The 14,427-nt window shown below is 65.1% G+C and carries 11 protein-coding genes; 2 read left to right on the top strand and 9 right to left on the bottom strand.

Annotated features, from left to right (window positions below; translation table 11 throughout):
* Positions 1-47: 47 nt before the first annotated feature.
* From eno to B0G82_RS12990, 9 genes are all read right to left on the bottom strand, one after another.
* Entirely contained in the window at positions 48-1,331 is a 1,284-nt protein-coding gene (gene eno / locus B0G82_RS13030; RefSeq protein WP_012433549.1) for a phosphopyruvate hydratase, read from the bottom strand.
* A gap of 217 nt (positions 1,332-1,548) precedes the next feature.
* Complete coding sequence (gene kdsA, locus B0G82_RS13025; protein WP_121307591.1) at positions 1,549-2,403, bottom strand: 3-deoxy-8-phosphooctulonate synthase; 855 nt, start codon at positions 2,401-2,403, stop codon at positions 1,549-1,551.
* Positions 2,400-4,073, bottom strand: coding sequence for a CTP synthase (locus B0G82_RS13020; RefSeq protein WP_116140138.1), 1,674 nt, complete (start codon positions 4,071-4,073; stop codon positions 2,400-2,402). Before B0G82_RS13020 ends, kdsA begins: the two co-directional genes overlap by 4 nt.
* A 232-nt stretch (positions 4,074-4,305) precedes the next feature.
* Positions 4,306-5,109: an alpha/beta hydrolase gene (locus tag B0G82_RS13015; RefSeq protein WP_116140136.1), complete on the bottom strand. Its 804-nt coding sequence runs from the start codon at positions 5,107-5,109 to the stop codon at positions 4,306-4,308.
* A gap of 117 nt (positions 5,110-5,226) precedes the next feature.
* A complete protein-coding gene (locus B0G82_RS13010) occupies positions 5,227-7,839 on the bottom strand; it encodes a DNA internalization-related competence protein ComEC/Rec2 (RefSeq protein ID WP_121307590.1) in 2,613 nt (870 codons plus the stop codon).
* Between the two features lie 111 nt (positions 7,840-7,950).
* Positions 7,951-8,739, bottom strand: a complete 789-nt coding sequence (locus tag B0G82_RS13005; protein ID WP_121307589.1) for a TatD family hydrolase — start codon at positions 8,737-8,739, stop codon at positions 7,951-7,953.
* 47 nt (positions 8,740-8,786) lie between these two features.
* Positions 8,787-9,530, bottom strand: a complete 744-nt coding sequence (gene lolD / locus B0G82_RS13000) for a lipoprotein-releasing ABC transporter ATP-binding protein LolD (protein WP_106279458.1) — start codon at positions 9,528-9,530, stop codon at positions 8,787-8,789.
* Positions 9,523-10,776: a lipoprotein-releasing ABC transporter permease subunit gene (locus B0G82_RS12995; RefSeq protein WP_106279456.1), complete on the bottom strand. Its 1,254-nt coding sequence runs from the start codon at positions 10,774-10,776 to the stop codon at positions 9,523-9,525. Before B0G82_RS12995 ends, lolD begins: the two co-directional genes overlap by 8 nt.
* Before the next feature lie 376 nt (positions 10,777-11,152).
* Positions 11,153-11,398: a hypothetical protein gene (locus tag B0G82_RS12990; protein ID WP_106279454.1), complete on the bottom strand. Its 246-nt coding sequence runs from the start codon at positions 11,396-11,398 to the stop codon at positions 11,153-11,155.
* 133 nt (positions 11,399-11,531) lie between these two features.
* Between B0G82_RS12990 and B0G82_RS12985 the strand changes: the two genes are divergently transcribed.
* Both B0G82_RS12985 and recJ read left to right on the top strand, forming a co-directional pair.
* Entirely contained in the window at positions 11,532-12,650 is a 1,119-nt protein-coding gene (locus tag B0G82_RS12985) for a regulator (protein WP_121307588.1), read from the top strand.
* 52 nt (positions 12,651-12,702) lie between these two features.
* Positions 12,703-14,409, top strand: a complete 1,707-nt coding sequence (gene recJ, locus B0G82_RS12980; RefSeq protein ID WP_121307587.1) for a single-stranded-DNA-specific exonuclease RecJ — start codon at positions 12,703-12,705, stop codon at positions 14,407-14,409.
* The last annotated feature ends 18 nt before the right edge of the window (positions 14,410-14,427 follow it).

Here is a 14,427-nt window from a genome sequence, read left to right as displayed (position 1 = left end):
GAAACGAAGGATAACCGGCTCATCGGTCAGCGCCAGCACACCAGCCATTAGCGCAGATTGTAGAACGCCGACTTGCCAGGGTAGCTGGCGATATCGCCGAGGTCTTCCTCGATACGCAGCAACTGGTTGTACTTCGAGATGCGGTCCGAACGCGACAGCGAACCCGTCTTGATCTGACCGGCATTCAGGCCGACCGCGATATCCGCAATCGTCGAATCTTCGGTTTCGCCCGAACGGTGCGAGATCACTGCGGTGTAACCGGCGCGCTTGGCCATTTCGATCGCCGCGAAGGTTTCCGTGAGCGTACCGATCTGGTTGATCTTGATCAGGATCGAGTTGGCGATGCCCTTCTCGATGCCTTCTTTCAGGATGCGCGTGTTGGTGACGAACAGGTCGTCGCCCACCAGTTGCACCTTCTTGCCGAGCTTGTCGGTCAGCGTTTTCCAGCCGGCCCAGTCGCTTTCGTGCATGCCGTCTTCGATCGACACGATCGGGAACTTGTCGGCCAGGTTCGCGAGGTAGTCCGCGAATTCCGTGGACGACAGTTGCAGGCCTTCGCCGGCCAGTTGGTACTTGCCGTCGTGGTAGAACTCGCTCGCCGCGCAGTCGAGTGCCAGCAGCACGTCTTCACCGGCGCGGTAGCCGGCTTTCTCGATGGCTTGCAGAATGGTCGACAGGCATTCGTCGTTGCTGCCGAAGTTCGGCGCGAAGCCGCCTTCATCGCCCACTGCCGTGCTCATGCCGCGATCCGACAGGATCTTCTTCAGCGCGTGGAACACTTCGGCGCCGCAGCGCAGCGCTTCGCGGAAGGTCGGCTGGCTAACCGGCACGATCATGAATTCCTGGATGTCCAGGCTGTTGTTGGCGTGCGCGCCGCCGTTGACGATGTTCATCATCGGCACCGGCAGTTGCATCGCGCCCGAGCCGCCGAAGTAGCGGTACAGCGGCAGGCCGGCTTCTTCAGCGGCAGCCTTCGCGACGGCCATCGAAACAGCCAGCATTGCGTTCGCGCCAAGGCGCGACTTGTTGTCCGTGCCGTCGAGTTCCAGCAGGGTCTTGTCGAGGAAAGCCTGCTCGGAAGCGTCGAGGCCCATGATCGCTTCGGAGATTTCGGTGTTGATATGCTCGACAGCCTTCAGCACGCCCTTGCCGCCGTACCGGCCGGTTTCGCCGTCGCGCAGTTCGATTGCTTCACGCGAACCCGTCGACGCGCCCGACGGCACCGCGGCGCGGCCCATCGTGCCCGACTCGAGCAGCACGTCGCATTCGACGGTGGGGTTGCCTCGCGAATCGAGAATCTCTCGACCGATGATATCTACGATAGCACTCATGGTTTCCTCAAGAAATGACGTTGAATTCTTTACTGTGACACTGTATCTGGCGCCTGACGATCCGGAGTCAGCGCTTCATCGCTCACTTCGGGTCCCGTGCAGAGCACCGGTCTCCCCGGCAAACTACCTGCGCGCAGATACGTTCGACGACCATTGCGTGCATTCGCCGCGTGCCACGATTGTGCGTACCGTTCGTGACACGCCGTGAACGCCTGAATCAGTTGAAGTTGCTTTCGAGGAACGGCGCGCGCTTGACGGCCTGATCGAGCGTAACCAGCGTCTCGAGCAGATCGGCCATGCGATGCAGCGGCACGGCGTTCGGACCGTCCGACTTGGCTTCAGCCGGATTCGGGTGCGTCTCCATGAAGAGCCCCGACACGCCCACCGCCACCGCGGCACGCGCCAGCACCGGCACGAACTCACGCTGGCCGCCCGAGCTCGTGCCCTGCCCGCCCGGCAACTGCACCGAGTGAGTGGCGTCGAACACGACCGGCGCGTTGGTTTCGCGCATGATCGCGAGCGAACGCATGTCCGACACGAGGTTGTTATAACCGAACGACACGCCGCGCTCGCACGCCATGAAGCGGTCTTCCGACAAACCTGCTTCACGCGCGGCGTCGCGCGCCTTGTCGATCACGTTCTTCATATCGCCCGGTGCGAGAAACTGGCCTTTCTTGATGTTGACCGGTTTGCCCGAACGCGCACAAGCGTGAATAAAGTCCGTTTGGCGGCACAGGAAAGCCGGCGTTTGCAACACGTCGACCACCGAAGCGACCTGCTCGATCTCGTGCTCGGCGTGAACATCGGTCAGAACCGGCAGACCGAGCTGACGCTTCACTTCCGACAGAATCCGCAAGCCTTCGTCCATGCCCAGACCGCGGAACGACTTGCCGCTGCTGCGGTTGGCCTTGTCGTACGACGATTTGTAGATGAACGGAATATTCAGCTTTGCGCAGATTTCCTTCAGCCGGCCGGCTGTGTCGATCGTCATCTGTTCGGATTCGACGACACAGGTGCCTGCGATCAGGAAAAACGGCTTGTCGAGCCCGATTTCGAAATCGCCCAGTTTCATGCTTTCTCCCCGACTGCGACCGGCGCTTGCGCCTCGTGATGCGCAAGCGCTGCTTCGACGAACGACTTGAACAGCGGATGCCCGTCACGCGGCGTGGACGTGAATTCCGGGTGGAACTGCACGCCGACAAACCACGGGTGCATGCTGCGCGGCAATTCCATCATTTCCGGCAGATCTTCGCTCGGAGTACGGGCGCTGATGATAAGGCCGCCGGCTTCGAGTTGGGGCACGAAGCGGTTATTGACTTCATAACGGTGGCGATGGCGTTCGTTCACGTCCTTGCCATAAATCTCTTCGGCCATGGTGCCGGGCTTGATCGGGCAACGTTGCGAACCGAGGCGCATCGTGCCGCCCAGATCCGACTCTTCCGTGCGCTTCTCGACGCGGCCTTCGCGGTCGTACCATTCGGTGATCAACGCGACCACGCGGTTCGGCGTTTCCTGATCGAACTCGGTGCTGTTCGCGTCTTTCAGACCGACCACGTCGCGGGCGAATTCGATCACGGCGAGTTGCATGCCGAGGCAGATGCCGAGATACGGCACCTTCGCTTCGCGTGCATAGCGGATCGCGGCGATCTTGCCTTCGGTGCCGCGACGGCCGAAGCCGCCCGGCACCAGCACGGCGTCCAGATGCTTGAGGCTTTCGACGCCTTGCGTCTCGACCTCTTCCGAATCGATGTATTCGATGTTGACCTTGGTCGACGTATGCATCGACGCGTGGCGCAACGCTTCGATCAGCGACTTGTACGACTCGGTCAGATCGACATACTTGCCGACCATGCCGATCGTCACTTCGTGCTTCGGGTGCTCCAGCTTCTCGACGAGGTCGGACCACATGGACAGGTCCGCGGGCTTCGGCGCGAGCTTGAGCTCTTCGCAGATGATCGCGTCCAGACCCTGATCGTGCAGCATCTGTGGAATCTTGTAGATGCTGTCCGCGTCCCACACGGAGATCACGGCGTCTTCCGGCACGTTCGAGAACATGGAGATCTTGGCGCGCTCGTCGTCCGGAATGCGGCGGTCGGCACGGCACAGCAGCACGTGCGGCGAGATGCCGATTTCGCGCAGCTTCTGCACGCTGTGCTGCGTGGGCTTGGTCTTCAGTTCGCCAGCCGTGGCGACCCAGGGCACCAGCGTGAGGTGCACGAAGCACGCGCTGTTGCGGCCCATGCGCAGGCTCATCTGACGCGCGGCCTCAAGGAACGGCAGCGATTCAATATCGCCTACCGTGCCGCCCACTTCGACAATGGCGACGTCCGGCTCACCGCACGTCGCGGAAGCCGCGCCGCGTTCGATGAACGCCTGGATTTCATTCGTGATGTGCGGGATGACCTGCACCGTCTTGCCGAGATAATCGCCGCGACGTTCCTTGCGGATCACCGATTCGTAAATCTGGCCCGTGGTGAAGTTATTGGCCTTGCGCATCTTCGTGCTGATGAAGCGCTCATAGTGGCCGAGGTCGAGGTCGGTCTCCGCTCCGTCTTCCGTCACGAACACTTCGCCGTGCTGAAACGGGCTCATCGTGCCGGGGTCGACATTGATGTAGGGATCGAGCTTGAGGAGGGTGACTTTAAGACCGCGCGATTCGAGGATCGCGGCGAGGGAAGCGGCGGCAATACCCTTGCCGAGGGAAGATACTACGCCGCCGGTGACGAAAACATATTTGGTCATCGCTGGATGCTCGCGGGAAAAACGGATTATACCGTAAAGCAGGGCCCCAACCCCAGCAAAATCCTGGCGGCATCCACACGTGCGCGCGCCGTGGCGGCGGCCGTTGCCGTGATGGGATCACGCACCGTTTCCTGCGGCGCGTGCCGGCGCGGCGCGCCATGGCCGGCGTCGCGATGCATGGCTGATGCGGCCGCCGTCGCCGTCCGCGCCAACGTCGGCGCGTGCGTTCGTGTCAGCCGCGCTGCTCCAGTTCATGCAACATGCTCTGCACCGCGCGCGCGGTTTCGACGGGTTTTTCCATTGGGTAAAGATGACTGCCCTCGATCCATTCCACATGGCCGCCGGTCGCGCGGCGGGTGGCGTCGAGACCGGCCTGGCGGATTTCCTTCGAACGCGTGCCGGCGATGAAGCCCACCGGCACCGGCGCGCCCCGGGCGAGCCGCGAGCCGAGCGTGTGCGGCAAGGTCTTGTAGATCTGATATTCGGTACGACGGTCGAAGGCCAGCGAGCGCGAGCCGTCGGGCGAAGTCTGCGGAATGCCGAAGTCGATGTAGTCGGACAGCATGCGCTCGTCCCAGCGCGCGAACGCGGGCTTCGAATGGAAATGGCGCCACGCTTCGTCGCGGCTCGCCCACTGGGTGCGTCGCGTACGGGTCGCGGCCGCGGGCGAGAGCCGCTCGTCAAGGCCAGTCCATTGCGACACGCGCAGCATGCTGCTGCGCCAGCCGGCGATCACCGGCGAATCGAGCATCACCACGCCTCGCACCCATTGCGGCTTCTTGAGCGCGGCCATCAGCGAAAGATAGCCGCCGAGCGAATGCCCCACCAGCCACACCGGCTGCTCATACGTTTTGCGGATGTCGTCGAGCAACTGTTCGACCAGATGCGGCCAGTCCTGCGTCACCGGAAAGCGCGCGTCGTGGCCAATCCGTTCGATGAAGCGCAGTTCGTAGTCGTCGGCAAGCTCGGCGAAGATCGTGCGGTAGGTCGATGCCGGAAAGCCGTTCGCGTGCGAGAAGTGAATGATGTTTTTCAACTGCGGCTGTCTCCGTTCTGTTCTTGCGTTCGGGGCGCGGCACGCACCTGCGTGCAGTCAACACGCCCCGCGCGCGTTTCTTCTATCTGCGCGGCCGGCGCCTCACCCAATAACCGGTCAGCGATCCATCCAGTAGCGGCGCTGCGTGTCGCGATAGCGCTCGAGCGTGACCGTGGCGGTGCTGCCGGCGGCCTGATTCGTCTCGCCGCCCGGGCTCACCTCGACCCGCACCGCACCGTCCGTATCGCTGCGCCCGAGTTCGATCCGCCGCGCCTTGTAGCGCTCGAACACACCCGCATTCGGATGATGAAAACGGTTGCGATAGCCTACCTGAAATAGCGCGATGAGCGGGTCGATAGAGTCGAGGAACGGCTCGGTCGACGAAGTCTTGCTGCCGTGATGCGGCACGACCAGCACCTGCGCGCGCAACGCCTCGCGATCGCGTGCGAGCAGAACGCGTTCGACGGGCGCCTCGATGTCCGCCGTCAGCAAGGCCGTCATGCGCGGTGGCAATGTGTGGATACGTCCGGACGGCGGGCTCGCCGCAACCGGCAACGTGCTGACGCGCAGCACGCAGCAATGCGCATTCGGCTTGCCTTGCAGCGGACCGGCGTCCGGCCAGAGCATCGCGAACTCCACGCCGTCCCACTGCCAGCGCTGACCCGCCGCGCACGACAGCGTCCCGGCGCCGTGTTGCCTCGCGTTCGACCACAGCGCATTCGACGGTGCCAATGCCGCCACCATTTGATGCACCTCGATCGCGTCCAGCACGGCTGGCGCGCCGCCCGAGTGATCGGAGTCGGCGTGGCTCACTATCAACGTATCGAGCGCCGTCACGCCATGCGCCTGTAAAAACGGCACGACCACCCGCTCGCCCGCGTGAGTCGATTCCGGACCCGGTCCGGTATCGAACAGCAAAGTGTGATGCGCCGTTTCGACCAGCACCGAAGTGCCCTGGCCGACGTCCAGCGCGGTCAAACGGAAACTGCCGTGCGGCGGTCCGGACGGCGCGGGTATCAGCAGCGGCATCCACGTCAGCGGCGCGGCCCAGCGCAGCGGCCAGCCGCGCGGCGCCAGACACCAGAGCACGCCCACTGCCGCCGCGGCCAGCGTCCATGGATCCGGTTGCGGCAGACGCCAGAGCGTCCAGGCAGGGCCGGAAAGCGCTTGCAAGCCCACGGTCAGCAGCGCCAGCAAAGCGTGTGCGGCATGCCAGGCGTACGCGTCGAGCGACGCCGGCAACGCGACACCCGCCAGCACCGCGGGCGTGACCAGCAGGCTCACCCACGGAATCGCAAAGGCATTCGCAAGCGGCCCGATCAACGGAATCTGCGCGAACCAGTAGACGGTCAACGGCGCGAGCGCGACCGTCACGGCGAACTGCACCTGCGCGGCACTGCGCAGCCGCGCGCCGGCATCGCGCAAACGGCGGCGCAAGATAGAAGCCAGTCTCGACGAGCGGCTCGCCGCCGCGCCATCCTCGGCTGTTTCATCGCGATGCTGCTCGTGATCCTTCACATGCGGCCGTCCCGACATGGCGAACAGAATCGCCCCCACCGCGCAGAACGACAACCAGAATCCCGCCGACACGACCGCCCACGGATCGATCACCAGCACGAGCCCCAAGGCCCACGCGAGCACCGCCGAGCGCGCTACATTGCGCCCGCTGATAAAAGCGAGCGCGACGACTCCCGCCATCCACAGCGCGCGCTGCGCCGGCACATTGAAGCCAGCCAACGCGGCATGCAGCGCGGCGAACAGCGCGCCGCCCGTCACCGCGACGACTTGTGCCGGCAGCCGCAACGGCCAGTTGCGGCCGATCCATCCGGAGCGTCGCCACAACGCGCCCGCCAGCCAGCCCGCAAGGCCCGCGACGAAGCCGATATGCAACCCCGAAATCGCCACCAGATGACTCGTGCCCGTGCCACGCATCAGCAGCCAGTCCGCGGCGCTGACTTCGTCCTGCGCGCCGATGGCAAGCGCCACGACGATCCCCCGATGCGGCGCGTCGGCGAGCACCGTGTCGATCCGCTCGCGTAACGCGGCGCGCCAGCCGTCCACCGTGACGCCGACGCCGCGTGCCCTGCCAGGCAATCGCACGGCATGAGCCGGGGCGCTCACATAGCCGGTGGCGCGCACGTTGCGCGCGAGCAGAGTCGCTTCAGCGTCGCGCACGCCGAAATTGGCATTGCCGTGCGGGCGTTTGAGCCGCACGGTCAGCCGCCAGCGCGAACCGGGTTCGAGCAAAGGCGGCGGCGCATCTTCGGCGATCCACGAGAGCTGGATCACGCGCGGAAAAGCGTCGATTGGCGCTTCAGCCGACTCGACGTCGAATAGAAAACGCGCGCCGTTTTCATCGCGTGACGGCAAGCCTTTGATACTGCCGACGACCTCGATATCGCGCCCTTCCCATTCGTTCGGCAAGCTCACCGCGAGGCGCAGGTCCGCGCGTATGGCTGCGTAGCCGAAGCCCACGCACGTTGCCGCGCACCACACGGCGCTCCAGCCTGCGAAGGAGCGCACGCGCCGGCCAAAGCGGATGCGTTGCAGGAGCGATGCGAGGGTCGCCGCACACGGGTGCCGGCTATCCTCGCCCAAACCCCACACCGCCACCACGACCGCGGCGCAAGCCAGCAACACCAACCCGCACAACACCGTCCAATCCGGCAACGCCGCCTGCCGTTGCAGCGCGATCACGCCCAACGCAAATCCACACCACCATGCCCGCATCCGCCCTCCGCCAGCAATCGCCGGACGATGGAACACCCGGCGCGCAGGCGTGAGCGAGCCCGCCAGGCGTGGGTATCGCCCGGCGCGAACCACTCAGACCATCGGGCTTAATTATGCAGAGGAAAGTGCCAGCCGAGGCAGCGCGGCGAGCGCGTTAGCCGTTGTGCCTAGGGCGGCTTCGTCGGCGGCCATGCCGCGTAGCTGTGCGAGGCCCGCGCCGATTGCGGGAATCTGCTCCGGCGTGTTGCGCTGCTTGTAGATCCACGACGGCGCGATGTCCGGCGCATCGGTTTCGACGACCAGCGCGTCGAACGGCAACTGTTCGGCGAGACGGCGGATTTGCCGAGCGCGTTCGAAAGTCAGATTGCCGCCGAAGCCGAGATGCATGCCCTGATCGATATACGCCTGAGCCTGCTGAAAACTGCCGTTGAACGCATGCGCGATGCCGCGATGAATCTGATGCCGCCGCAGACCCTTGATCACCTGATCCTGCGATTTGCGCACATGGCAAATCACCGGCAGATCGAATTCACGGGCGAGCTGCAGTTGGCCGTTGTAGAAGAATTGCTGGCGCGCGTCGTCGAGACCGTCGACAAAATAATCGAGTCCGATCTCGCCGATGCCGACAAACCGCGGATCATCGAGACTCGCCTCGATTTCCATGCGCAGCAGATCGAGATCGCTGTCTTGCGCGCCCGGCGTGAACAACGGATGGATACCGAGCGCATACGCGCCGCCGTCGACCCGCTGTGCCAGTTCTCGCACCGCCGCGAAGTTCTGCCGGCCGATCGCCGGAATCACGATGCGCGCGACACCCGCGCGGTGCGCCGCCGCCGCAACTTCCGCGCGGTCGGCGTCGAATTCCGATGCGTCGAGATGACAGTGCGTATCGATCCACATGACATGCCTCGCTAACGGCGCAACATCGGCAAACGAAGGCCGGCCATTTAAACCGGCACCGGCGGCTCTTCGTGCAGCACACCGTCGCGCAGCCGCATGATGCGGTCGCAACGTCCCGCGAGTTCGGGATCATGCGTGACGATCACGAAGCTTGTGTCGAGCGTTTGCGACAGTTCGAGCATCAGGTTGAAGACGGTGTCGGCGGTGCCGCCGTCGAGATTGCCAGTCGGTTCATCGGCCAGCACGCAGGCGGGTTTCGTCACCAGAGCGCGCGCAATCGCAACGCGCTGGCGTTCGCCGCCCGACAGCTCGCCCGGCCGATGCTTCGCGCGATGTCCCATGCCGACGCGCTCCAGTACCGCGAGCGCCTCGCGGCGCGACGCTTCGGTCGTCATGCGGCGAATCCGCAGCGGCATCGCGACGTTATCGAGCGCGGTGAATTCCGGCAGCAGATGGTGGAACTGATACACGAAACCCAGCGCGCGATTGCGCAAGTCGTTGCGTTCGCGCTCGGAGAGTTTGGTGAACGGCTTGCCCATCACCGAGACATGGCCGGCGCTCGGATCGTCGAGGCCGCCGAGCACGTGCAGCAGCGTGCTCTTGCCCGACCCCGACGCGCCGACGATCGCCAGCTTCTCGCCGCGCCGCACGCTCAGCTCGGTGTTGTTGAGCACCGTCACGTTCAGACCGCCCTGCACGAACGACTTGGAAATGCCGGTTGCTTCCAGCACGTAGGGATGCGGTACGGTGTCGGAAGAAGCCATGGATAGGTTAGCGGAACGGTCATTCATAGCGCAGTGCCTCCGCGGGACGGACTTTGGCACCACGCCAGCTCGGGTACAACGTGGCCAGTGCGGACATCACGAAGGCGATCACGCCGATTCGCGCGACGTCGGCCGGAACCAGTTCGGACGGCAGTTCGCTGATGAAATACACCGACGGCGGCAGAAACTGCACGCCGAGCAGATGCTCGATCATGGGCACGAGCCACGGAATGCTCCACGCGATCAGGCAGCCGAGCGCGACGCCGGTCGCCGTGCCGATAAAGCCGATCGTCACGCCCTGCACCACGAAAATCTTCATGATCGAGCCGGGCTGCGCGCCGAGCGTGCGCAGAATCGCGATGTCGGCCTGCTTGTTGGTCACGGTCATCACCAGCGACGAGACCAGATTGAACGCCGCCACCGCGATGATCAGCGTGAGGATGATGAACATCATGCGTTTTTCGATCTGCACCGCGGAGAACCACGTCTTGTTCTGCTGCGTCCAGTCGCGAATGTATAAATCGCCGGACAGCGTGCGCGCAAGCTGATGCGCGACTTCCGGCGCGCGCTGCATGTCGGTCAGGCGCAGCCGCACGCCGGTCGGCGCGGGCAGCCGGAACAGCGCCTGCGCGTCCTTGATGTTGATCAGGGCGAGCGTGCTGTCGTATTCGTAGTGCCCCGACTCGAAGATGCCCACCACCGTGAACTGTTTCAGCCGGGGCAGCATGCCGGCGGGTGTGATGGTGCCTTCGGGCGCGACCAGCGTGATCTTGTCGTTGACCGTCACACCGAGATTGGTGGCGAGGTCGGCGCCCAGCACGATGCCGAAATCTCCCGGCACCAGCGCGTTCAGACTGCCGCCTTTCATCTCCTTACCAATGTCGGATACCTGCGGCTCCAGCGACGGCTCCACGCCGCGCAGCGCCACCCCGCTCACCACGTCCTGGCGCGTGAGTAAGGCCTGCGCTTCGACATATGGCGCCGCGCCGATCACTTCCTTGTTCTGGCGGGCTTCCTTCGCGGTCAGCTCCCAGTTGGGCATCGAGCCGGTCGGCGAAAAGATTTCGACGTGCGCGAGCACCGACAGCATGCGGTCGCGCACTTCTTTCTGAAAACCGTTCATCACGGATAACACGACGATCAGCGCCGCGACGCCGAGCGCGATGCCCGACATCGACACGAGCGCGATGAAGGAGATGAAGCCGTTACCGGTCGTGCGTTTGCCGGCGCGGGTGTAGCGCCAGCCAATCTGCCATTCGTAGGGAAATTTCAAGCGAATCCTTTTCTGCGTTTTTCGGCTTTGTGCCGCGCACGAAGGCGTGATGCGCCTCTCGTGCGGCCCGAGCGTCGTGATCATTGGTGTCGTTGCGACGCGGATGGTTCCGGGACGGCGCGCCGTTGCGTAGCAATGCGCGCGCCACCGCGGTGCGCGGCGCCTGGGAGGCATGGTTCTGCCGTTGCCGACATCGCTGCCACCACTAATCACGCGCGAAGTTTGCCATACAATGCGGCCCGCTCGCGCAATGGCAGTGTGGACCGGGCTCTGGACAGAAACGCCGCCGCGCGGGCGCTCACGCAGACCCGGCGGCTGCCGTCGTGAAACGGACCGGCTTTGCCGTGCCGGGCCCGAGGCGCGACGGCGCTTGCATCTAGCGCAGGTTGTAACGCCCGCGCAGCTCGTTGATGATGCCCGCGGCGGCACTGTTGGCGGCGTCACGCACGTCGGCGTCCTTGCGGTCGCGGTGCAGATGACTGATGTCCCAGTTGCAGCCTGTCTCGTCGTCCACCGTTTCGTGAAAGCCGGTCGGGATCCAGCCGGCGGTGGCCGGGTTTGCGTCGAGCGCCTTGACGACCAGTGCTAGCAATTCCTGCTCGGTTTTGAGTTCACGCGACATGCCGGTCTCCTCGTCATGTGCGCGGTGCCGCCGCGCGCGGCTGCTGCTCCGGCGGCGAACCCGGAGGTCCGCTGCCGCCAAGCTTCGTCGAGCGGATGCTGATGGTCGGAATACTCGCACTCTTTGCCCTACAATGCGCAGCATCATGCTCGCCAACCGTCTCCATCTTCTCCTGCCCTTCGCGCTGCCCGCCGCAGCGGACGCCTCCACCGCCCTTCACGACATCCGCAGTCCGGCCCTCGACCGGCTGATCGCGCGCGCGACGCTGGTGGAGCGCGTGGTCGGTGAAGACTTTCAGCGCACGCTGCCGCACGAGCGCTGGGTGGCGCGCCAGTTCGGCGCGCTGCCCAGCGGCGCGGCAGCCGCCGACGAAGCGCCGCTCGCGCCCTACATGCTGCGCGCCGACGGCGGCGAACCCGGCACCGCGACATGGGCCTGCGTGCAGCCGGTACACGTGCGCATCGCGCACGATCATCTGGTGCTGATCGACCCGGCCTCGCTCGACCTGTCCGACGAAGAAGCCGGCGCGCTGCTCGCCGTCGCGCGGCCGTTGATCGAGGAACTCGGCGTGCGTATCGAAGCGCCGCGGCCGGCGCGCTGGTATCTGTCGGGCGACGGCTTCGGCACGCTCGCCGGCGCGTCGCCGTTGCGCGCGAGCGGGCGCAACATCGAAATCTGGCTGCCACACGAGGCGCATTCCGGCGAACGTTCGCGCGCGTGGATGAAGCTGCAGAACGAAGTGCAGATGGCGTGGTTCGAGCATCCGGTCAACGAAGCGCGCGAGGCGCGCGGCCTGCCGGCCGTCAACTCGATCTGGTTTCACGCGCAGGGCGCGGTCCAGCCGATACGCAGTCCGTTCGCACGCGTGTTCTCCGATGCAGCCGCTACGCGCGGTCTTGCGCTGACCGCCGGAGTCGCGGCCGGCACGCCGCCGGCCTCGGTCGGCGCACTGGCGTCGCTCGCGGGCAGTGCGAACGGGGTCACGCACGCGGGCGCGAGCATCACGCTGGTCGAACTCGATCCATTCTCCGCGCCCTACATCGAGCAGGACTGGGCGCGCTGGAACGACGCGTTCGCCGCCATGCAGACCGACTGGTTCGAACCGGCGCTCGCCGCGCTGCAATCCGGCGATCTCGCCGAACTCGGCCTGACCTTGTGCGGCGACACCGGCTCGGTCACGCTCTCGGTCACGCGCGGCGACCTGCGTAAATTCTGGCGGCGGCGTGTGCTCGCCTCGCTCTTCATCGAATAATTGATTGAATGACTCAACGAATAATTCAACGAATGACCCACGGCCTCTCCGAATGACTCGAATCGTTACGCGCGCCTGTTCTCCCGTCGACGCCGAAATCCTCACGCGCCACGGCCTGCATCCGGTGCTCGCGCGCCTGTACGCATCGCGCGGCGTGTGCATGCCTGACGAAATCGAAACCGGCCTCGCGCGGCTCGTGCCGCCGGTCGCGCTCAAGGGTTGCGAAGACGCCGCCGCCTTGCTCGCCGACGCGATCCAGCAGAACCGCCGCATGCTGGTGGTCGCCGACTACGACTGCGACGGCGCCACCGCCTGCGCGGTCGCCGTGCGGGGCCTGCGCATGTTCGGCGGCCGGATCGAGTATCTGGTGCCGAACCGTTTCGAGTACGGCTACGGCCTGACGCCGGAGATCGTCGCGCTGGCGGCCCGCAATACGTCGGGCAAACCGGATCTGCTGATCACGGTGGACAACGGCATCGCCAGCGTCGACGGGGTGGAGGCGGCCAACGCGCTCGGCATCGACGTGCTGGTTACCGATCACCATCTGCCCGGCGACGAACTGCCGGCCGCGCGCGCGATCGTCAATCCGAATCAGCCGGGCTGTACGTTCCCGAGCAAGTGCATCGCCGGCGTCGGCGTGATGTTTTACGTGCTGCTGGCATTGCGCGCGGAATTGCGCCGCCGTGGCGCCTTCAACGACGCGTTGCCCGAACCGCGCCTCGACGGCCTGCTCGATCTGGTCGCGCTCGGCACGGTCGCGGACGTGGTCAAGCTCGACGGCAATAATCGCGTGCTGGTCGCGCAAGGTTTGCAGCGCATCCGCAAAGGCAAGATGCAGCCGGGCATCGCGGCATTGTTTCGCGCCGCCGCGCGCGACGCCCGCAATGCATCGGGCTTCGACCTCGGCTTCGCGCTCGGGCCGCGCCTGAACGCGGCGGGACGGCTGTCGGACATGTCGCTCGGAATCGAATGCCTGACTACCGACGACATCGGCCGCGCATGGGATCTGGCGCAACAACTGGACACGATGAACCGCGAACGCCGCGAGATCGAAGCCGGCATGCAGCAGCAGGCGCTCGAAGATCTCTCGGCGATCAATCCCGATGGCGCGACCACCATCACGCTGTTCAATCCGAGCTGGCATCAGGGCGTGATCGGCATCGTCGCCGGGCGATTGAAGGAAAAATTCCACCGGCCCTCATTCACCTTTGCGCTCGCCGACGACAGCGGCCAGACCGTCAAAGGTTCGGGCCGCTCCATCTCGGGCTTCCATCTGCGCGACGCGCTCGACCTGATTTCGAAGCGCGAACCGGGCCTGATCGTCAAATTCGGCGGTCACGCGATGGCTGCGGGCCTCACGCTCGCCGCCGCCGACGTGCCGCGCTTCACCGCGGCGTTCGAAGCGGTCGGCCAGGAATGGCTCTCCGAAGACGCGCTCTCGCGCACCGTCGAAACCGATGGCGAACTGGAAGACGCGTACTTCACGCCGCAATTCGTCGAAATGCTCGACGCCGCCGTGTGGGGCCAGGGCTTTCCGGCGCCGGTGTTTTCGGGCGAGTTCGACATCGCTTCGCAGGCGCTCGTGAAGGACAAGCATCTGAAACTGCAACTGGTGCGCGGACGCCAGCGTTTCAACGCGATCTGGTTCAATCACACCGACACCCTGCCCGCGCGCACCACGGTCGCCTATCGCCTCGCAAGCGACACGTGGAACGGCGTCTCGCGCGTGCAACTGATCGTCGAGCACGCGGCGAGCTAAGGTGGTCAACTGAAAAGC

The organism is Paraburkholderia sp. BL17N1, from assembly GCF_003634175.1.
Lineage (GTDB): Bacteria > Pseudomonadota > Gammaproteobacteria > Burkholderiales > Burkholderiaceae > Paraburkholderia.
The sequence above is the reverse complement of the archived record's forward strand: the minus strand, read 5'-3'. Positions and strand labels throughout refer to the sequence as shown.

Coding starts and splice junctions, on each gene's coding strand:
- eno (WP_012433549.1), bottom strand. CDS start 1,331: ATGAGTGCTATCGTAGATATCATCGGTCGAGAGATTCTCGATTCGCGA.
- kdsA (WP_121307591.1), bottom strand. CDS start 2,403: ATGAAACTGGGCGATTTCGAAATCGGGCTCGACAAGCCGTTTTTCCTG.
- B0G82_RS13020 (WP_116140138.1), bottom strand. CDS start 4,073: ATGACCAAATATGTTTTCGTCACCGGCGGCGTAGTATCTTCCCTCGGC.
- B0G82_RS13010 (WP_121307590.1), bottom strand. CDS start 7,839: ATGCGGGCATGGTGGTGTGGATTTGCGTTGGGCGTGATCGCGCTGCAA.
- B0G82_RS13005 (WP_121307589.1), bottom strand. CDS start 8,739: ATGTGGATCGATACGCACTGTCATCTCGACGCATCGGAATTCGACGCC.
- lolD (WP_106279458.1), bottom strand. CDS start 9,530: ATGAATGACCGTTCCGCTAACCTATCCATGGCTTCTTCCGACACCGTA.
- B0G82_RS12990 (WP_106279454.1), bottom strand. CDS start 11,398: ATGTCGCGTGAACTCAAAACCGAGCAGGAATTGCTAGCACTGGTCGTC.
- B0G82_RS12985 (WP_121307588.1), top strand. CDS start 11,532: ATGCGCAGCATCATGCTCGCCAACCGTCTCCATCTTCTCCTGCCCTTC.
- recJ (WP_121307587.1), top strand. CDS start 12,703: ATGACTCGAATCGTTACGCGCGCCTGTTCTCCCGTCGACGCCGAAATC.